The 19,938-nt window shown below is 47.7% G+C and carries 21 protein-coding genes and 1 pseudogene; 9 read left to right on the forward strand and 13 right to left on the reverse strand.

Annotated elements, in window-relative coordinates; genetic code table 11:
* The first annotated feature begins 146 nt into the window (after nt 1-146).
* Nucleotides 147-521, forward strand: a complete 375-nt coding sequence (gene rplS, locus FTT68_RS07095; RefSeq protein ID WP_003792460.1) for a 50S ribosomal protein L19 — start codon at nt 147-149, stop codon at nt 519-521.
* Between the two features lie 63 nt (nt 522-584).
* On the opposite strand, the pseudogene FTT68_RS14150 reads toward rplS, so the two are convergent.
* From FTT68_RS14150 to FTT68_RS07115, 4 genes and pseudogenes are all read right to left on the reverse strand, one after another.
* Nucleotides 585-1,144 (reverse strand): annotated as a pseudogene (locus tag FTT68_RS14150) (esterase/lipase family protein); the annotation flags it as partial.
* 89 nt (nt 1,145-1,233) lie between these two features.
* On the reverse strand, nt 1,234-2,208 hold the full coding sequence (locus tag FTT68_RS07105) for a triacylglycerol lipase (protein ID WP_180175261.1): 975 nt from the start codon (nt 2,206-2,208) through the stop codon (nt 1,234-1,236).
* 87 nt (nt 2,209-2,295) lie between these two features.
* On the reverse strand, nt 2,296-3,282 hold the full coding sequence (locus FTT68_RS07110; RefSeq protein WP_075174928.1) for a triacylglycerol lipase: 987 nt from the start codon (nt 3,280-3,282) through the stop codon (nt 2,296-2,298).
* A gap of 412 nt (nt 3,283-3,694) precedes the next feature.
* Complete coding sequence (locus tag FTT68_RS07115; RefSeq protein ID WP_180175262.1) at nt 3,695-4,723, reverse strand: lipase secretion chaperone; 1,029 nt, start codon at nt 4,721-4,723, stop codon at nt 3,695-3,697.
* 149 nt (nt 4,724-4,872) lie between these two features.
* On the opposite strand from FTT68_RS07115, the gene truB reads away from it, so the two are divergent.
* The 3 genes from truB to FTT68_RS07130 all read left to right on the forward strand — a co-directional run bounded on the left by truB (nt 4,873) and on the right by FTT68_RS07130 (nt 7,200).
* Nucleotides 4,873-5,778 (forward strand): tRNA pseudouridine(55) synthase TruB, encoded by a 906-nt coding sequence (truB, locus tag FTT68_RS07120; RefSeq protein WP_005180406.1) that lies wholly within the window; start codon nt 4,873-4,875, stop codon nt 5,776-5,778.
* A 36-nt stretch (nt 5,779-5,814) separates the two neighbouring features.
* The gene (locus FTT68_RS07125) at nt 5,815-6,582 is read left to right on the forward strand and encodes a TSUP family transporter (protein ID WP_104473447.1); all 768 of its coding nucleotides are present in this window, start codon (nt 5,815-5,817) and stop codon (nt 6,580-6,582) included.
* A 159-nt stretch (nt 6,583-6,741) separates the two neighbouring features.
* On the forward strand, nt 6,742-7,200 hold the full coding sequence (locus FTT68_RS07130) for a hemerythrin domain-containing protein (RefSeq protein ID WP_075168265.1): 459 nt from the start codon (nt 6,742-6,744) through the stop codon (nt 7,198-7,200).
* 71 nt (nt 7,201-7,271) lie between these two features.
* On the opposite strand, the gene FTT68_RS07135 is transcribed toward FTT68_RS07130, so the two are convergent.
* The 3 genes from FTT68_RS07135 to serA form a co-directional block, all read right to left on the reverse strand.
* A complete protein-coding gene (locus FTT68_RS07135) occupies nt 7,272-8,144 on the reverse strand; it encodes a DMT family transporter (protein WP_104505691.1) in 873 nt (290 codons plus the stop codon).
* 146 nt (nt 8,145-8,290) lie between these two features.
* Nucleotides 8,291-9,166 (reverse strand): DMT family transporter, encoded by an 876-nt coding sequence (locus FTT68_RS07140; RefSeq protein ID WP_005180400.1) that lies wholly within the window; start codon nt 9,164-9,166, stop codon nt 8,291-8,293.
* A gap of 236 nt (nt 9,167-9,402) precedes the next feature.
* On the reverse strand, nt 9,403-10,635 hold the full coding sequence (gene serA / locus FTT68_RS07145; protein WP_005180397.1) for a phosphoglycerate dehydrogenase: 1,233 nt from the start codon (nt 10,633-10,635) through the stop codon (nt 9,403-9,405).
* Nucleotides 10,636-10,989: 354 nt separating this feature from the next.
* Here serA and FTT68_RS07150 point away from each other — a divergent pair, with 354 nt between their 5' ends.
* Nucleotides 10,990-12,399 (forward strand): FAD-binding oxidoreductase, encoded by a 1,410-nt coding sequence (locus FTT68_RS07150; RefSeq protein WP_045795292.1) that lies wholly within the window; start codon nt 10,990-10,992, stop codon nt 12,397-12,399.
* A gap of 152 nt (nt 12,400-12,551) precedes the next feature.
* The gene (locus FTT68_RS07155; RefSeq protein ID WP_005180395.1) at nt 12,552-12,923 is read left to right on the forward strand and encodes a hypothetical protein; all 372 of its coding nucleotides are present in this window, start codon (nt 12,552-12,554) and stop codon (nt 12,921-12,923) included.
* A gap of 63 nt (nt 12,924-12,986) precedes the next feature.
* Here the strand turns inward: FTT68_RS07155 and FTT68_RS07160 are convergent, their stop codons facing one another.
* Nucleotides 12,987-13,160 carry a hypothetical protein gene (locus FTT68_RS07160; RefSeq protein WP_158650834.1) on the reverse strand — a complete coding sequence of 58 codons (174 nt, stop codon included), beginning with the start codon at nt 13,158-13,160 and terminating at the stop codon, nt 12,987-12,989.
* Here FTT68_RS07160 and FTT68_RS07165 point away from each other — a divergent pair.
* The gene (locus FTT68_RS07165; protein ID WP_168398557.1) at nt 13,155-14,384 is read left to right on the forward strand and encodes an MFS transporter; all 1,230 of its coding nucleotides are present in this window, start codon (nt 13,155-13,157) and stop codon (nt 14,382-14,384) included. The genes FTT68_RS07160 and FTT68_RS07165 overlap by 6 nt on opposite strands.
* Before the next feature lie 114 nt (nt 14,385-14,498).
* Here FTT68_RS07165 and FTT68_RS07170 read toward each other — a convergent pair whose 3' ends face one another.
* The 4 genes from FTT68_RS07170 to FTT68_RS07185 all read right to left on the reverse strand — a co-directional run bounded on the left by FTT68_RS07170 (nt 14,499) and on the right by FTT68_RS07185 (nt 17,644).
* Nucleotides 14,499-14,798, reverse strand: coding sequence for a DUF3817 domain-containing protein (locus FTT68_RS07170; RefSeq protein ID WP_045795347.1), 300 nt, complete (start codon nt 14,796-14,798; stop codon nt 14,499-14,501).
* A gap of 286 nt (nt 14,799-15,084) precedes the next feature.
* Complete coding sequence (sodC, locus tag FTT68_RS07175; RefSeq protein WP_104471529.1) at nt 15,085-15,630, reverse strand: superoxide dismutase family protein; 546 nt, start codon at nt 15,628-15,630, stop codon at nt 15,085-15,087.
* Between the two features lie 105 nt (nt 15,631-15,735).
* Nucleotides 15,736-16,863: an AI-2E family transporter gene (locus tag FTT68_RS07180; RefSeq protein ID WP_162182848.1), complete on the reverse strand. Its 1,128-nt coding sequence runs from the start codon at nt 16,861-16,863 to the stop codon at nt 15,736-15,738.
* Nucleotides 16,864-16,999: 136 nt separating this feature from the next.
* On the reverse strand, nt 17,000-17,644 hold the full coding sequence (locus FTT68_RS07185) for a ParA family protein (protein ID WP_005180385.1): 645 nt from the start codon (nt 17,642-17,644) through the stop codon (nt 17,000-17,002).
* A gap of 119 nt (nt 17,645-17,763) precedes the next feature.
* On the opposite strand from FTT68_RS07185, the gene FTT68_RS07190 reads away from it, so the two are divergent.
* Together FTT68_RS07190 and FTT68_RS07195 are read left to right on the forward strand one after the other, a co-directional pair.
* The gene (locus tag FTT68_RS07190) at nt 17,764-18,231 is read left to right on the forward strand and encodes a Holliday junction resolvase-like protein (RefSeq protein WP_005180383.1); all 468 of its coding nucleotides are present in this window, start codon (nt 17,764-17,766) and stop codon (nt 18,229-18,231) included.
* A gap of 23 nt (nt 18,232-18,254) precedes the next feature.
* Entirely contained in the window at nt 18,255-18,866 is a 612-nt protein-coding gene (locus tag FTT68_RS07195; protein ID WP_253586864.1) for a hypothetical protein, read from the forward strand.
* Between the two features lie 6 nt (nt 18,867-18,872).
* Here the strand turns inward: FTT68_RS07195 and FTT68_RS07200 are convergent.
* Nucleotides 18,873-19,938, reverse strand: a 1,066-nt coding sequence (locus FTT68_RS07200) for an RNA-guided endonuclease TnpB family protein (RefSeq protein ID WP_180175263.1), incomplete at its 5' end; no start/stop codon positions are given.

A 19,938-nucleotide genomic window follows, 5' to 3' on the forward strand; every position in this document is an offset into this window, starting at 1 on the left:
TGGTCTTTAGACTGAGTATTTAAATAGGCTCTTTATGTCTTGAAGCGGTCAAGCATAAAGGGAAAGTTAATCGGGTCTATGCGCTTTAGCCTCTAGCCCCAGTGGATCTCAGACCTCTTCTGACCCACACATATTGGAGATACCCCATGAGTGGTAAGCATCCTTTAGTTCAAGCTGTTGAAAATGCTCAGCTTAAACAAGACATCCCAGCTTTTGCACCAGGTGACACAGTAGTTGTTCAAGTAAAAGTTAAAGAAGGTGACCGTGAGCGTCTACAAGCGTTCGAAGGCGTTGTCATTGCGAAGAAAAACCGTGGTCTGAACTCTGCGTTCACCGTACGTAAAATTTCTAGCGGTGTTGGCGTTGAGCGTGTATTCCAAACTCACTCTCCAATCGTTGCTAAAATCGAAGTGAAACGTCGTGGTGACGTTCGTCGTGCTAAACTTTACTACCTACGTGAATTGTCTGGTAAAGCTGCACGTATTCGTGAAAAGTTACCAGCGCGTAAAACTGAAGCTTAATCAGTTTTATCTCGTTGAAAAAAATGCGCCCCATGGCGCATTTTTTTATGGCTGAATATTGGTTTATAAACCTTGCAGTTTGAGCCGGTTGGCATGCTGGCGATAGACCGCGACCGGGTCTGGAGCAAAAGTACCTTTTAAACCGAACAGTAAATTCACTTCATAGAGATGATTCCATGGAAAATCATCCCGAATGGTTTTACCAAATTTGGCGCTACAGACCGAGACAATGCCATCATTGGTACCGCCTTTATGGGCCGAGATTAAATCAAGGACTTTCATAGCAGCATCACCAACATCCAGTGGATTGGTGACTTGTGTATTTCTGGTCATTGCATATAAGGCAATACCCTGATCCTGATATTTGCCTTCATCACGTCGGAAGCCACCACGGTACCCTGATTGGCACCACCGAAGGTCAGTACCGAAGCCACCTGGTCAGGAATTACACTTGCGGCATAACGCACCGCATGGGCTCCATGCGAATGGCCAATCACGTTGACTTTTTTCGCTCCCGTGATGGTCATCACCTCCTGGAGCTGAGCCAGATATTGCTCACCACGGACTTCGCTGGAGTTAAACGGTGACATCCGTGCTGCCCAGGCATTGCCGCCGTTACGGGCTTAAAATTTTTATTTTCATAAAGTTCCATTTTCTTGATCATTAAAAATAAAAACCCTGCTCAAAAGAGCAGGGCAGATCATCCTTAAGTTTACAAGCCTTGCTGTTTTAAACGGTTGGCATGTTGGCGGTAGACACTGATCGGATCGGGGGCGAATACGGCTTTCAGGCCCAGAAACTGATTGACTTCATCTAAATGGTTCCAGTTATAGTCATCGCGGATGGTTTTCCCAAACTTGGCACTACAGCGAGAGACCAGACCGTCATTTTCTTTGCCACCATCAATCAGCAAGCTGGTGATTTTCAGGGCAGAGTCCGGGTCCAGAATATTGGTGACTGTACCAATACCGGTAAAGGAATAATTCACAACCCCATTCTGTTTATAGGCACCTTCACCGCAGGCTGTGGTTGGCATCCCCAGCGGGAATTTCTGGTTAAACTTGGCCGAGCCGGCCAGGGTCAGGCTGCTGCCGCCAGCCAGAGAATCATGTGGGAAGCTGTTCGGGTTCAGACCTTGTGCCCAGGTAATGGCCTTGGATACCAGATTGACTGCACCGACCAATGGCCCTTCAACCGGTGTGCCTTCGGCTTTTAAAATCAGGTCGGCCACCGGCGAGCCTTTATTCGGTGCACCCACCGCAGTTAAAGATGCCACCTGGTCTGGCATTACCCCGGCCACATAACGAATGGTAGGCCCGCCATGCGAATGGCCAATCAGGTTAACTTTGTCGGCACCGGTCACAGCGAGAATTTCTTCGACTTGCTGTGCTAGCTGCTCGCCACGGACCTCACTGGAGTTAAATGGCGATACCCGGGTGGCCCATACATTACTGCCGTGGCGCGCCAGATCCGGCAGAATCTGATACCAGTAATCTAGGCCAAAATTGTCAGTCCCCAAGGTAATAAAGCCACTCATGCCATGACTAAATACAATCGGATATTTGGTTTTGGCATACTGCGAGCTAACAAAAGGTGCTTTGACCTGGGTGCTGTTTGAGGCGTGCAGCTGTGTGGTGCCGCTCAATACGGTAGCGGCCAGACCGGCGATGAGATATCCATATTTCATTGTTAAATCCTCAGTCTTGTTCTTGTGAGTACAGACTGCTTACGATCTGTACGGTGTTCAGCCTTGTTACCAAGGCAATTTAAAAGTCTAGAGTTGCTGCTGTTTCAGGCGATTGGCATGCTGGCGGAACAGTGCCACCGGATCCGGGGCAAAGCGGCCGGTCAGTCCGAACATCATATTGGCCAGATCGGTATGGTTCAGGTTGTAGTTGTCCCGAATCACCTTGCCAATATGCGAGCTGCAACGTGCCACCATGCCGTCATTGTCCTTATTGCCATACGACAGCGGCCCGAGTTGCATCAGGATGGTGTCAATATCCAGCAGATTGGTGGCTTGTGCAGTACCGGTCCAGGAGTAGTAGCGGATCCCGCGATCAACTTCAGCGCCGGCCTGATCACAGTTTGCTGCCAGTGCCGTGGTCGGGAAACGGCGGTTAAAGTCCGCAGAACCGGTTTCGGTCAGGGATTTCATCGAGGCATCAAAGTTGATGGGCATATCTGGCTGTAACTGGGCATAACTGATGAGCGGGGCAATCATATAATCACCGACCAGATTGAAGACGGTACGCAGTGCCGTACTGTTCTGAATATCATCGGCCACTTTAGAGCCGCGGAACGTGCCACCAATACCGGTGACTGAGGCCACATATTCAGGTTTGACCGCCGCCACATAACGTACAGTCGGGCCGCCATGTGAGTGGCCAATCAGATTGACCTTATTTTTGCCCGTAATGGCCAGCACATCTTCCACCTGGTGAATCAGCTGTTCACCACGAAATTCAGTCTGATGTGCCGGAGATAGCTGTGCGGCAAACACAGTGGCGCCGTGACGCGCCAGATCGGGCAAAATCTGGTACCAGTAATCCATATTGAAAGTTTCATTGCCAATTCGCGACCAGCCAAGCCAGCCGTGGGTCATGACAATTGGATATCGGGTTTGGGCATAATGGCTGATGGCGCGTTCCTGAACCTGCAAGACGCCCGGTTCGGCCTGTACGGGTGTGCTTAAGCCAAACAGGGCTGTCGCAAGTAACAGGGCTGAACCCCATGTGGTTTTTTGTTTTAAATGATGCATGACTGATCCTTCATTTCATTTTTTGTTTTATTGATGCAGTACCACCTGTCAAAAATTCCTCCTTTGTCGTGCTTTGCATAAAAATGTGATGATGTCTTCGATTTATATGGAATGATGAGTACTCATCCCGGCAGCCTGCCTGCAAATATGTCATTTCAGGCCAAAATTTATCAAAAATTACTGTTTTTATAATGACTTAGTAATTTTAAAATCCATTTTTTAGTATAAATAAACAGTTTTCTTGAAATCGTCATTAGCCATTCGGTTATTTTTTGTAGTTGCCGATAACTGGTTGAGGACGTGCAGGTGAAATGGCAAAGATATTGATAAAAAAATAGGGGGTAGAAGCTTAGTAGAAAGATAAAAATAGACCCATCCACCAAAATAATGGATGAGTCATCTTTAGAGGATGTTATTCGGCAAAAGGCAGTTTACCGCCCTGATCGTGCACTGATTCAAAGGTATCCAGCCGCAGCTGTTCTTGCGGATTATTAAAATACTGTTGACGTAATTCTGCGACTGCCTGCTGTTTGGCGGCATCATTTAGGCCGGCACTGAGAATCTGATCGCGTTCATTTAAATATTGGATGACACGGGTTTTCCAGTGGCTGCGCTCGACATCCAGCTGTTCCAGACGCTGCGTGGCTTCAGGCCCGACCAGATTCAGGCGCATCTGGCGCAGTTCTGTACTGGAGCCACCGCGGGCTTTAATTTCTGCGGTCAGTGCTCTTAAATCTTCCAGCTTGTTGAGCTGTTCCAAGTTAGCCTGCCAGTCTTCCGGTAGTTGCTCAAACAGGGCTTTTAATTTCTGGGCTTTTTCTGCTTCGGAGAGCTGTTTATTGTCCATCACGCTCAGGCGCTCCAGGGTATAGTCATGATAAACATCTTCCACCCCAAACAGACCCTCAATTTCATAGGCCGAGAAAAACTGCTGACGCAGGTTTTTCATGCTAGTAAAAATGCTGCGGTAATATTGCGGACTGTCCGGATCCAGTTGCGGCGGCTGCAATTCCCCCAAACGCTCCCGATAATCCAGATAGCGCTGCCATAAATCCAGAATTTGTCCCAAGGCCGGTTCCTGATGAGTCTGGGCGATATAACGCTGAAAATCCTGACGGATCTGCTCCAGGGTTTTCTCGCCGTATTGGGTAATAAAATATTCAAAACAGTTGCGGGTCTGTTCATTGACCATCAGCCGGTTACCTGAGTCGAGCTGTAACTGGCAGTTAATTTCAGTATCCTGCTGACTGGGACTTAAAAAGGACAGGGTTGCAGAGCTGTTTGGACTGCTCACGGGTAGAGACGAGGTTGCAGATGTACGCGCTGTGGCGGCCTGTGCATGACCGGGGGGTGGTGGCGAATGGGGAATTAACCAGTAAATAATGCCCACCACCGCTATGGTGATCAGGCCCAACCAGAGCCATAATTTATGTTTTTGCATTCCTATGCACCTGTTTTTCCATTGTATTTATTTTAGGTTTTCGGTTCGGCCTCAATATGCCATAAAAATGACATTGTTTTATAGAAAAGTTGTAAAGCTTGTGCTCAGGTTGCTACCATGGCGCAGTTTAGAATTGTCCGATTTTTGCCATGAAAGCATCTTCTCCTAAAATTCAGCGTCGTCCTGTGCATGGCGTATTTTTATTGAATAAACCCCTGGGTATCAGCTCGAATGCTGCGCTGCAAAAGGTGCGCTGGCTGTATCGTGCGCAAAAAGCCGGACATACCGGTGCTTTAGATCCGTTGGCCTCTGGTTTATTACCAATCTGTCTGGGCGAGGCGACCAAGTTTTCGCATTTTCTTCTGGATTCAACCAAGCGTTACCAGACCACCATTCAATTGGGACACAGCACCACCACCGGTGATGTTGAAGGTGAAGTGCTGTTAGAGGCTGCGGTACCGGCATTGACTGAAGAAAATATTTTAACCGTCCTGACGCAATTTACTGGTGATATTCAGCAGGTACCGCCGATGTATTCAGCGCTAAAAAAAGAAGGCCGTCCCTTATATGAGTTGGCCCGTAAAGGCATTGAAATTGAACGGGATGCGCGTCCCATCAGTATTTATGCGCTGGAGCTGTTAGGGTTTACCGACGATAGCATTACCCTGGATGTGACTTGTTCCAAAGGCACCTATATTCGTGTACTCGGTGAAGATATTGCCAAGGCGCTCGGCAGCTATGGGCATCTGACCTATTTGCACCGTATTCAGACCGGGCATTTTGATCTGATCCCAAGCTACACCCTGGACTATCTGGAAAGCCTGAGCGAAGCCGAGCGTGAAGCGCTGTTGCTGCCGGTTTATGCCCCGATTGAGCATTTTCCACAGGTACAGGTGCCAGAAGGCCGGGCCGAATATTTTTGTCGCGGCATGGAAAGTAATATTGACCATGCGGCGGCAACTCAGGTATTGGTATTTGAGGGCGAGAAATGTTTAGGGCTGGCGGAAATTACCGATAAAAAACGTCTGGTACCAAAACGGGTCCTGAATCTCTAATTTTCATCTGCACTGAGGCCACAGGATTGCCCCGATATGGATATTGAAATCGTCATCAGCCTCGTGATTTTTGCCTTCTGTGCCGGTGCAATTGATGCCGCGGTTGGTGGTGGCGGCCTGATCCAGATTCCGGCGATTATGGGCGCAATGCCGCAACTGGCGCCGGCCACGGTGTTTGGCACCAACAAACTGGCTTCCATTTGTGGCACTGCTTCGGCGGCCTTTTCTTTTTTACGCAAAGTGCAGCTGTCCTGGAAATTGCTGGGCGTGATCGGGCTATGTGCCTTTCTCAGCTCTTTCGTTGGCGCAGCCTGCGTGTCAATGATTCCGACCGATATTTTGCGGCCCTTTGTGCTGCTGATGCTAATCGTGATTGCCATCTACACCTTCATGAAAAAGCAGTTTGGCCAGCTGCATGTGCAGCAGACTTTAAACCGCAAAATGTTGCTCCTGGCGGCGTTGGGCAGTGTGCTGATTGGTTTTTATGATGGTATTTTTGGCCCCGGCACGGGCAGCTTTTTTATTTTCTATTTTATCCGTTATTTACAGGTCGATTTTTTGCATGCCTCGGCCTTGTCGAAAATTGCCAATTTTATGACCAATCTGGCAGCGCTGAGTTTCTTTATTCCCACGGGGCATGTGCTGTTTATGGTCGGGGCGATGATGGCACTGGCTAATATTACCGGTTCTCTGGTCGGGGTACGTCTGGCCTTTAAATATGGCAGCGGCTTTATCCGGATTGTATTTCTGATCCTGGTTAGTGTGCTGATTGTGCGCATGGCCTATCAGATGTTCTGGTTGTAAATCATTCTCATTATTAAAATTTCCCATACAAATTGCTGCAGGAACCGTCGCACGGGCTTGGCGTATAGTGAATGCTTAGCCTGACCTGTCTGCTTAACAATAATGATGCAACCCGTTGTCGGGTGTTTAAATTTTGGCATTTGAAAGGGTAATAACAACATGAATATTTTTGAAGCACTACGTGAAAGCCATGAAATACAGCGTGATCTGGCCGAGCGTTTAATCCAGACCTCGGGGGATACACCAGAACGCCGCGAGCTGTTTGATCAACTGAAAAATGAATTATTCGCCCATGCTGTGGCCGAAGACCGTTATTTTTATATTCCGCTGATGATGACTGATTCCGGGCTGAACATTACCCGGCATGCGCTGGCAGAACATCATGAAATGGATGAGCTGCTGGAAAAACTGACCGAAACCGAATTTAGCAATCCGGGCTGGCTGGCGATTGCCAAGCAGCTGTCTGAAAAAGTACATCATCATTTGCAGGAAGAAGAACATGGCTTTTTCCAGCAGGCCGGGAAAATTTTGGAAGAGCGCCAGAAAACCGAGCTGGCCAAACAGTATTTAAATGAATACGGCAAATATAAAGCCATTCAAAAAGACAGTCTGGTCTAAATTCAGGACTTAAAAAAGATGGCTCTCTTGGCCATCTTTTTTTATTCATCTTGTTTGATCTTTCTTTTTGCTTAAGGGCTGATGGTTTTTTTGCGGCTGGCTCTTAGAGTCACGCCCACGGAGGCCAGCATCACACAGAACAGCGCGACCCATTGCAACAGGCTGATCTGTTCACCGAGTAACACCAGGCCGGTTAGCGCGGCCAGTGCCGGCGATAAACTGGACAGGGTGCCATAGCTGAGCTTGCTTAAATGCTGCAAGGCTTTCAGGTCCAGTGCATACGGAATGGCGGTGGCCAAAATGGCAATGGCGATGGCTTTGCCCCAGTATTGGGTATCGACCAGGGCCGCGGCATTGTGATACAGACCAATGGGTAACAGGGTCAGCGCAGCCAGACTAATGGCAATGGTGAGGGCATGCATGCCAATATTCTGCTGTACCACGCGCTGCCCGAAATAAATATAGAGGGCCCAGCAAAAGCCGGCGCCCAGCGCACAGAGGGCACCAAAGACTGAGAAATTGTCACTGTTGGCCTGTCCCCAGGGCACCATCAGCGCAATTCCCAAAATGGCTAAAAGCACCCAGATATAATCACTACGCTGTTTAATCGAGAGCAGGGCCAGTCCCAGTGGGCCAATAAATTCCAGACCAACCGCAATCCCTTGCGGCAATTTGCCCAGCGACATATAGAACAGCACATTCATCAGACACAGGGCCGCGCTATAGCAGAGCAGATCACGCCATTTTAAAAAGGACAGCCGGGAAATAATCTTCCAGGAACGGAACATCAGGCAGATAATAATGGCGGCAAAGCACAACCGTAAAATGGTCACGGTAAGCGGATCGAGCACCTCAAACAGTTGTTTGGCAAAGGAGGCACTAATCTGGTACGAAGTCATGGACAGCACCATGAACAGTACCGACAGCAGTTGAGCATTTTGCATAAGCGCACCACCAACACCGGAAGGTGTCAGCATATTGGGGAGATGCTGCTGATTATAGCAATTTGCTTAAATTTTGATGAGTAGCCGGTCAAAATAAATTCCAGCACTACACAGCAGGAGGCTCAGTCTGGCCAGATCCACTCTACTTAACTGGACTGCTGTTTACGCTGCTGTACGGTATAGGTACAGCCAATAGAGGCGGCAATAATGGTGCTTAAGGCCAGCCATTGATTCCAGAGTAACTGTTCGCCCAAAAAGACAAAACCGGAGAGCGCGGCAATGGCCGGTTCCATGCTCATCAGTGTACCGAAACTGAGTGCGGTCAGGTTGCGAAGTGCAATCATTTCCAGACTAAAGGGCAAGGCGCTGGCCAGAACTGCCAAGGCAATAAAATAGATGAAATTGCCCGGTTCAAATACGCTAACAGGCAGGCCATCCCATAAAGCAATGGGTAATAAAATCAGGGTACCGACCAGCATACCTAAACAGACCGTATGATTCCCGGACACACCCGACGGTTTCTGTCCGGCCACAATATATAAGGCCCAGCAGGCACCGGCGCCTAAGGCAAACAACACACCCAGACCATCGAGCGGCTGCGCGGTCTGATCAAAGGGAAATAACAGCACCAGCCCGACAATGGCGAGGCCGACCCAAATAAAATCGAATTTGCGCCGGGCATAAAACAGCGCCACGCTTAACGGCCCGATAAATTCAAATGATACCGCAATGCCCAGCGGCAGGCGGTCAATCGCCAGATAAAACAGCATATTCATACCGGCCAGTGCGGCACCGTAGCTGAAAATCGCCGGCCAGCGTATGGCTTTGGGCTGAATGTTCCAGAGCTGAAAAATCAGCATCAGCACCAGCGCGCTCAGCAGCAGCCGCATGGCAGAAACGGTCAGAATCGGGAACTGATCAAACAGCAGTTTGGCCATCGAGCCGCTGCTTTGCAGGCTGAGCATGGCAATCAGCAACAACAGCACAGCGCGGAGATGCGGCGCATTTTGAAGTATCGACATAACTGGAATGGGCTGGTTGGGAGAGTAGGGCGATCATCAACAGATCAATAGCCGCTAGCATAGCATGAACAGATGACGCTTCCATGTCGTGGCTGCGTAAGTGGCCAGCAGGTAAAACAAGGCTCATGCACGATTTCAAAAGAATATGAAATAAGGATTGCGTATTGTTTTTAAAGCAGGAAATAAAAAACCACAGCGCAAGGGCTGTGGTTTTGGGTGTTACTGTCTAATTGAAATTAGAACAGAACACGTACACGGATAGTGCCTTCAACATCATGCAGCATATCCAGTGCTTCTTGAGATGCAGTTGCATCCACATCCATCACCAGATAACCGACATCACCTTTGGTCATTAAAGATTGACCCGAAATGTTGATGCCTTGCTCAGCAAACAGGTTGTTGATTTTAGACAATACGCCTGGAATGTTTTTATGAATGTGCAGTAAACGGTGTTTACCTTCAGTCAATGGCAAGGCAATTTCAGGGAAGTTCACTGCAGACAGGGTCATACCCTTGTCAGAATAAGCCACAAATTTCTCAGCCACTTCCAGACCAATGTTGGCTTGCGCTTCCATGGTTGAACCGCCCACGTGTGGAGTCAGGATCACATTGTCCAGACCGCGCAGTGGAGAAACGAATTCTTCACCATTGGCTTTCGGCTCTTTCGGGAATACGTCAACCGCAGCACCAGCCAGATGACCTGATTTAATTGCATCTGCCAGATCTTCAATAATGACACAGGTACCACGTGCCGCATTCAGGAAGATAGCGCCTTCTTTCATTTGTGCAAACTGTTCTTTGCCCATAAAGTTACGGGTTGATGGAACGTCTGGCACGTGTAGCGATACCACGTCTGCATTGGCCAGCAATTCAGCCAAAGAACCGACCTGGCGCGCATTACCCATTGGCAGTTTGGTCACTGCATCATAATAGATCACATGCATACCCAGGCTTTCAGCAAGCACAGACAGTTGCGAACCAATTGAACCGTAACCCACAATACCTAAAGTCTTACCGCGTGTTTCAAAAGAACCCGCTGCAGATTTTTCCCAGCCACCGCGGTGACATGATGCCGATTTGGCTGGTACGCCACGAAGCAGCAGAATCAGTTCAGCAAGGACCAGTTCCGCAACAGAACGGGTATTTGAATATGGTGCGTTAAATACTGGAATACCACGTACCATGGCTGCATTTAAATCGACTTGGTTGGTTCCGATACAGAAACAGCCAACCGCGATCAGCTTGTTCGCAGCTTCAAAGATTTCTTCAGTTAATTGCGTACGTGAACGAATACCAATGAAGTGTGCATCTTTGACCGCTTCTTTCAGCGCTTCACCCTCAAGCGCAGTTTTACGGTAGTCGATGTTGGTATATCCGGCAGCATTTAACGTGTCGATGGCATTTTGGTGAACGCCCTCTAACAACAGGAAACGAATTTTATCTTTAGGTAGTGAAAGATGTTGGCTCATTACGGCTCCGCTACAAAGGCCAAATTTAGTGGCAGTATCATATCATAGGAGCGGGCAGGAGATACATTCCATTTATGGCTGATCGGTCTGCTATTTCTGTAGAAAATATAAACGCAGGATTCATTTTTGGTTGAATTAACTCTGTATTTTCAAAGCTATATTATCAAAATGATGGTTTTTCTCAGGTTTTACAGAAAAATCGCTTATAATAGCCCCAGACGGCAAAAACCGGCCTCAGGCTGTTGGTTTCTTGCCCGTTTTTTATCTTTTACTGTGCTTTGGCATGACTTTAAAATGTACAGCACCAGTCTGGATAAATCTCTTCTTGTTTAATTCTTGCCAGGTCTGCAAACGATGAATGCTCCAGTCGCTTTAACCCCAGAGTTATTGACCCAATTGACTGCAATTGTAGGTGAAAACCGTATTAAAACTGATGCGGACAGCCTCCAGAATTGGGGTCGAGATCATACCAAGCACTTTGATCCAAACCCATCCGTCATCGTTTTTCCATCGAGCACTGAGCAGGTGCAAGCGATTGTGAAACTTGCCAATCAGTTCAATGTCGCAGTGACGCCATCGGGCGGTCGTACCGGTCTTTCTGCGGGTGCGGTAGCGGCCAACGGTGAAATCGTGGTCAGCATGGACAAGATGAACCAGATTCTGGAATTCTTCCCGGCAGACCGCATGGTGCGCGTACAGGCCGGTGTGGTGACTGAACAGCTGCAAAACTATGCCGAAGAGCAAGGGATGTATTATCCGGTCGATTTCGCCTCTGCCGGTTCATCACAAATTGGCGGTAACATCGGTACCAATGCCGGCGGTATTAAAGTAATTAAATACGGCATGACCCGTAACTGGGTGCTGGGCTTAACCGTGGTGACCGGTAAAGGGGATGTGCTGCGTTTAAACAAAGGCATGATCAAAAACGCCACCGGTTATGCACTGCAACACTTATTCATTGGTGGTGAAGGGACTTTAGGCCTCGTCACTGAAGCGGAAATCAAGCTGGAACGTCAACCGCAAGACCTGCAAGTGATGGTGCTGGGTGTACCGGATTTTGATGCAGTCATGCCTGTGCTGCACGCTTTCCAGGCCAAAATTGATTTAACTGCGTTCGAGTTCTTTGGTGAACTGGCAATGCAGAAAGTACTGGCCAATGGTCATGTACAGCGTCCGTTTGAAACCGAATGTCCATTCTATGTATTGCTTGAATTTGAAGCGCCGTTTGAACCGATTATGGACAAGGCGATGGAAATTTTTGAGCACTGTATGGAACAGGGCTGGGTGCTGGACGGCGTACTCAGCCAAAGCCTGGATCAGGTCGAAAGCTTATGGCGTTTACGTGAAGATATTTCGGAATCGATTGCGCCGTTTATTCCATACAAAAACGATATTTCAGTGCTGATTACCCACGTGCCGGCATTTATTAAAGAAATTGATGCGATTGTGGCCGAGAACTATCCAGACTTTGAAATCTGCTGGTTCGGTCATATTGGGGATGGTAACCTGCACCTGAACATCCTGAAACCTGCCGATTTAAGCAAAGATGAATTCTTTGCCAAATGTCAGGTGGTGAACAAGTATGTGTTTGATACTGTGAAAAAATATGACGGTTCAATTTCTGCAGAGCACGGTGTTGGCATGACCAAAAAGCCATATCTGGAATACTCGCGTTCTGCTGAAGAAATCGAATATATGAAAGCCTTGAAACAGGTTTTTGATCCGAACGGGATTATGAACCCGGGTAAATTATTCGACCTGTAATCAGGCCAATAGAACGAAAAAGCGCATCTCCGGATGCGCTTTTTTTATGGCACTTATCATGTGCACTCTCGCTCAAATTACATTCTGTGCATAGTGTTAAGCGCAAAAAGCCGGCATCATTTTTACAGTGTTGAATCAGTTTGGATAGAGTTATGTTTCGTTTCGCTGCAATGGCAGGACTGGCGATTGCTGTTACAGGATGTGCCACCACCCAGAATATTGTGTCTAAAGTGACACCGTCTGCCGAAACACCGTTGGCACAGGTGTTAAAAGAGCGTCCGGATTTACGTAAACAGCTGGCGACAGTCGAGCTGCGTCAATTCTTTAATAATGTCGAATCACCGACCGCGGCCCAGGTTAAAGTGACTGAAACCGGTTTAATGGATGATTCGGTACGCTCGATTCGCACCATTTACAGTTTTAAACTGGTCGATGGCGACTGGGAAAAAGTGAAAACTGAAAAGAGCTATCAATGTCTGCGCGGCAAAAATACCAAGACTTTCCAGAAGGCTGTATGTCCTTAATCCGCTTGAATCTTTTAATGATTTTGATTGAAAAGCGTAGCTAAACCCTACGCTTTTCTGTTTTTAAACCGGGGATTTATACTGATTTTGTTCAGCCGCTCTAGCTAAGTGCTGCTGCCGCAAATCCAGCATTTCCTCATCAGAAAAGTCACAGATTTTAAAAATAAACTCTGCTACACTGCGCCCATTGTTATGATTGCAGCCTGCTAATCTTGCAGGCTTTTGAGCGCTATGCAAACCACTCCAACTACAACGCTCTCCCGCGCCACCTTAATGTTTCCGCTGGCTTTGGTGCTGTTCGAATTTTCCGTCTATATCGGCAATGATCTGGTACAGCCGGCCATGCTCGCCATTACCCAGGATTTTGGCGTCAGCAGTTCCTGGGCAGCCTCCTCGATGTCGTTTTATCTGCTCGGCGGTGCCTGTGTCGCAGCCATTTTAGGCCCTTTGTCAGACCGTTTAGGCCGTAAAAAAGTCCTGCTGGGTGGGGTACTGTTTTTTGTGGTGACCTGCCTGCTGATTTTATTGACCCAGAACATCGAAAGCTTTTTATTGCTGCGCTTTTTGCAGGGCTTTGGCCTGTCGGTAATTACCGCAGTGGGCTATGCCGCCATTCAGGAAAGTTTTGCTGAACGTGATGCAATTAAAGTCATGGCACTCATGGCCAATGTGTCGCTGCTGGCGCCGCTACTGGGGCCGGTGTTGGGTGCCTTTATGATCGAGCATGTGTCCTGGCATTGGGGCTTTATTGGGATTGCAGCTTTGGCGGCTGTAAGCTGGCTCGGACTGAAAGCCAAAATGCCGGAGCAGCAGCTCAGTATTCCGAAACAGCCGATTGGCTATATCTGGGATGATTTTAAACAGGTACTGAAAAACCGCCGTTTTCTGACCATGACCTTTGCCTTGCCGCTCTTAAGCATGCCGCTGATGTTATGGATTGCCTTGTCGCCGGTGATGCTGGTGGAGCAGCTCAATCTGAGCAGTCTGCAATATGGTCTGGCCCAATTTCCGGTCTTGGGCGGGCTGATTGCCGGGAATTTATTGCTGCTGAAAATCATTGACCGTTTTGCTTTGGGACAGACTGTGCTGATGGGCTTGCCACTCATGTTGGTCGGTACCTTGCTGTTAATTCTTGGTCTGCTCATACCAGACTATTTAATCTGGTGTCTGATTCTGGGTATGACTTTAATCAGCTTTGGTGAGGGCATCAGTTTTTCAATTATTTACCGTTTTGCTTTGATGTCGTCCGAGGTGTCGAAAGGGACAGTTGCCGCAACGGCTTCTGTGCTGATGATGCTGAGCTTTTTTGTGGTGATTGAACTGGTGCGCATGCTCTACAGTCATTTTGAGCTGTGGGCTTATAGCCTGTCCTGTTTTGCCTTAATCGCCTTGTGGTTTGCTTATCCGCGGCTGAGTCTGAAACAGATTATGCGCGAACGTGCCGAAAGCGGTCAGTTTTAAGCGGGCTGATCATCTGGCATTTATCAATAGGATAATGTGGTTAAAAGGTCAAAAAACAAAGGCATCCAGCAGATAGTAATCTGGTGAATGCCTGATTGATCGATGAGTCTGGAGTTACACTTCGACCTGCGGCTGTGCCATTTTCTTCAGTTTGGCATCAAAAATAAACGGGCCAAACGGTAAGATTGAGGCAATTACACCCATTAAAAATACCTGAATTGACCATTTCTGTTTTTCACAGACAACGAACAGCACCACCAGAAAGGCAATAAACAGCACACCGTGGCCCATGCCGACGTATTTCACCAGAATTGGGTTACCCCATATATATTTCAGTGGCATGGCAATAAACAGCAAGGCCAGAAAAGATAAACCTTCTAAAAAACCCACCACACGCAAGCTTTGGATGTTCATACTCTGCAATTTCCCCATAAATCTAGCTGCAGTGTAGCGAATATTGGCGCAGAGGACCATGCTTTTTAGTACCCAGCCTGGTTTTAAGTTTTTGTTTTTTAATATAAATCAGACTATCGTGCTTGGTTTTAGCTAAGCTGTTGATGTTCAAATAAAAGCCTGATAATCAACCGTGTAGCCTCAGATTGCTGTTTAATCTAGGCATAGAAAAAGGCACTCACCGCTATGGATAAGTGCCTTAAAAATCAGAAAACTGTGGATAAGTCGGGATTTATCCGCACAAGGTTTAGATCACGCCACAGGCAATTCGGTCACCACCACCGCCTAACGGTTTTGGCGTATCGGCATAGTTATCGCCACCGGCATGAATCATGAGCGCCAGACCTTGTACATCCTGTAATTTCAGACGCGGCGCCAGTAGGGTGACACGTGCCGTGCCATCGGCTGCCACATTCAGGACCGGTAAATCACCAAGATGGCCGCTTAATGGATTGCCATGGTTGGGGGCTTGATTCGGGTTAAAGTGACCACCTGCAGCCAGTGCTGCCTGCATTTTGCCATCTTTTTCTGCTGGGGCACAGGAGCCGTTTTCATGAATATGGAAACCATGTGGACCCGGTGGTAATTGGGTCAGATTGGTACGGATGACCAGACCTGCAGCACTATCGGTCAGTTGAACTTCACCGAGCTGGGCGCCAATGCCTTGGGCAGAGACCGCATTAACGGCAACGTTTTTACTGGCGCCAATCATGGTATCGGGTGTGGTGGTACAGCCGACTCCGACCAGCGCGGTAAACGCACATAAAGCACCAAGTTTAAAAAGTGGGGTCATGGTTTGCATCCTGTCTTATTCGAATATATGGCTTCATTCAAACAAGGCTCAGGAGGCAACACAATGTAGTTTGCGTACAGGCGTGTATAAGTTTCTTAATGAAATTTAGCCTTTTGGTGCAGCCGGTCCCTGATCATCGGGCAGGTCATAGGCCATGGTGGTTTTTGGCATCATCATAGCTTCGGCTTCATTGGTTTCATGCAGCCATTCACGCCAGATTGCCAGCAAGACCGCCAGAATCACCGGACCAATAAACAGGCCAATCAGGCCAAAGCTGGCAATGCCGCCCAGAACCCCGAACATGATCAGCAGGAATGGAATCTGGGTGGCGCCAGAAATCACCAGCGGGCGAATTACGTTATCTGCGGTACTAACCACACACACGCCCCAGGCCATCACCCCAATTGCTTCAATGGTTTGCCCCTGCGAGAACAGCCACAGTGCCACCGAGCCATAGGCCAGCGGTGGGCCAAACGGAATCAGGGCAAACAGGAAAGTGACAATGGTCAATACCATCGGGTTTGGCACCCCGGCCACAAAGTAGCTGACCCCGGCCAAAAGTGCCTGGGCAATTGCAGTCAAGCCAACCCCGTAAACCACCGCACGGGTGGTTTCAGAAATGGTATCTAAATAATGGTGTACACGTGGTCCGATCACCATTTCCAGCGCTTTACTGACCTGATTTAAAATGGTCTGGCCATCACGATAGAAGAAGAACAGCGACAGCATGGCAAAGCCGAGTTTAATTAAATTGCGGCTAATTTCACTGAGCAGGAAACGGCCATAATTCAGATGGCCCTGAATCCAGACTGAAATCGAATTAATGATACTGTTCGGATCTTCATTAATTTCACGTAAGGAACGGCTAATTTCTTTACCGACAAAGGGCAGATCGCGGATAAAATCCGGCACATTCAAATGTCCGGAAAAGACCTGTTTCTGTAATTCGTAATACAGGTTACGACCTTCGTGCTGCAAGATAAAAATCGCAAAGGTCAACGGAATACCGACCACCAGTGTCACCAGAATCATCATAATTGTGGCACTTAAGGTCGGTCGTGGACCGCACATACGCTGTACCGACTGATACAGCGGCCAAGTCATATAGGCAATAATAGTGGCCCAAACTACAGGAACAATAAAGTATTTGAGGACATGAAAGCTCAAAAAAATCAGGACAAAAAATAGTCCAAATAGCAAGACTTTTTGTAAAGTGGGCGCGTATTGTTGCACTGAGTTCACTGGCTCATTCCTAAGGTCTTGAAGCATATTAACTGAAAACCCAGCGCTCGCAAATGAACGCTGCGTAAGTTCTGTTAAATATTGAAGCGGGAGTGGAAAGGCAAAAGCCGTTTAATCGCTTAGGCGCTTAGAACCATTGGGCCGGATCATCAATAATCGCATTCAGGACAGGTTGCCACTGATTTTGAATGGTCAGGTAATTTTTCTGGGTTTTATCAAATACGCTTAAACCCTGCATCGCCAGTTGACCATAGGCAGCACGTTCAGAAATCCAGGCCACCGGTTCCTGTTCAATTTTTTCAAAGAAATCACGAATTTCTTTGGAGCTGGCACTGTTGGCCTTGACCCGGTTGGCTAGCAGTAAAATCTGAACCTTGCCTTTACGAATCCGTTTAATTTCCTGCAAATGCTTTAAAAAGCGGCGGGTTGAATCAATATCGAAGAAGGAAGGCTGCAGCGGGGTAATAATCGCATGCGCTTCACTAATCAGCTGCTCGGCCTGATCACCAGATAATGCCCCCGGCGCATCAATAATCAGGTATTCGATATTTTTAGGCGCATCACCGACCGATTTTTCATGACGCCAGTCCAGACTCTGAATGGGAGCGGCGCTTTCTGGACGCTGTTTTAACCATTGTCGTGCAGATTTCTGGTTATCGGCATCGGCCAGGGCGACTTTATATCCTTTTTGGGCTAAGGCGGAAGCTAAACTGATGGCGGTAATGGTTTTTCCACATCCACCTTTTTGATTGGCGACTAAGATTGTTTTCATGACCCTACTAAAGATTTTATTCTGCTCATCCCTAGCATATCATTGTTTGATGTGCTGGAGATGACCGTTGACAAAAGTCGTAGCGCTGCTTGCAAATTTTAAAAAATCAGGAAAACCCCATGTCGATATGGATGGCAATGCTTATAGGCGCTGCAATAGGAGTGGTGCTGACCACCATCATTTTAAGTCATAGCCGCAATGGCCGGATTAAGGCCGAATATGAACAGTATATTGCAGAGCTGGAGCTGGAACATCAGCAGGCACTGGCGCAGGCCCAAAAGCGCAGCGTCAATACCAGCCGCGCGGTGCTCAAAGGGAAAATGGCCGAGCAGATGGCACCAATTATGCCGCAATTTGAATACTTGCCCAGCGATGCCAAATTTCTGGGCGATCCGGTCGATTATATTGTGTTTGATGGCTATACCGACTTTCGGGATGGCGATGGCCGGGCTGAGGATATTCAGGTGGTGTTAATTGATATTAAAAGTGGCGGCGCGCGCCTGACCAAAGGCCAGCAGGCCATTGCCGAAGCCATTCAGCAGGGACGACTGCGCTTTGAAACCATCCGAATTGATTTCGAGGATTAATTTTTTGATGACCGAACTTTCTTGTGAATAAAATACTGCTCAGCCTGGCGGGACTGGCTCTGATGATCTGGCTGTGGTCGGAATATTTTCGTGCCATCCCACATTTACAGCAGTCAGGGGTGTTAAAGAACTTTGCGCTGGAGACTGAAGGACATTTTTCCGGGCAGTATCAGGTCGTGGCAAAACGCTACTACAGTCCGGACCGGCGGGTGATTCATCCGGCTGCGCCGGTGGTGGGACATTTTAATGATCTGGCCTATGTCAGCAATATTGATCTGCTGCTGGCCAAAGACGTGTTTAGTTCATCAGAGCAGGCCCAAACGGTCGATTTTGAACAGACCCAGCGCTGCTATCAGTTTCAGGTGGCGTCCACTAGCTCGCTTGCAGCACAACAGGTGATTGCCAACACGCTCAATATCAGCGCCATTGCTGCCAGCGAACAGATTGCTCAGCGCCTGCGCCGTGTTAAAGCCGGGCAGCGTATAGTGCTGCGCGGCGAGTGGGTCAAGGTGCGTTCAGTCAGCACGGGGCAGTATTTTCAGATCAACCATTACCCGCTACCAGCGAACAATTGCCGGATAGTACGGGTGCAGCAGCATGAACTACTCGGAGCTAAAGCAACCGAGTTTCCGTAGTGCAACCTAAGTTGCACACATCTCTTTTGACGCTTCATTGGTACTGCGAAAAAGGGCTTTAACACCCTTAGTCGTCTTACGAATACCTCTGCGCCCACTAGATGACAAATGATTGTCATCCAACAGCGTTCCACTGTCTAAAATTAAATTAATCGCCCTGTTCTTAATAACAACTGATGCATTGTGATCTGCATTGTCAATGTGTCCACAACTCACGCATTTAAACTTGTCTTGGCTTTTGCGATTGTCGGGGTGAGTGTGACCGCATAAAGCGCACTCTTGACTTGTATAAGAAGCATTGATGGTAAATACCGCTTTACCTAGCTTAACTGCTTTGTAAGCTAGGAATGATGCAATTCTATGCCAACCCACGTTCAGGATAGATTTGTTTAAGCCTGTTTTGGCTTTAGCCTTATTAGGAATAAATCGACCTGATTCATCGATCTTTGGTAAAGGCTTTTTAGTCATGCTCTTGGTATTTAATTTTTCAAAGATAAATACCTTAGCTAAACCATTAACTAGGCTATGACTTGTCTTATGAGCAAAGTCCTTGCGAATATTGGCTTTCTTAGAGTGATGCACCGCAATTCGATGTTTAGTCTTAGCTCTTCGGTTTGAGCCTTTTACTTGTCGAGCGAGTTTTCTTTGCAGTCGCTTAATGTAGCGATCTGCTTTTGTTAAATGATTCTTTTGTTCTTTAGAGAAATCGAATTCTTCATAGCCTGCATGAACAGGAATGGTGACACCACGATCTATACCAACCACTATTTTTTGTAGTTGTTCTTCGTCCATGCCCTGCAAATGATCTAACTGTCTTTTGGCGTATTTTTTAGCATCGAATTTCTTACCGTCAAACTCTTGAATCTCAACACCATCTTCATAGCAGAAAGAAACGAAATATTGACCACGCTCTTTGCGAATATAAAGGGATTTCGGTTCTTTGAAGTTAGCATGAGCCTTAAAACTTAATGAGCCTATATTAAATTTTTTACCACCGATATATAGCTTGCGCTTATTTCTTTCCGTGCGAAACTCGAATAAATCAGAGGTTAAATGAATCGAACCTTTATCT

It is taken from the genome of Acinetobacter sp. Q85-2, from assembly GCF_013420555.1.
In the GTDB taxonomy this organism is placed as follows: Bacteria; Pseudomonadota; Gammaproteobacteria; order Pseudomonadales; family Moraxellaceae; genus Acinetobacter; species Acinetobacter indicus.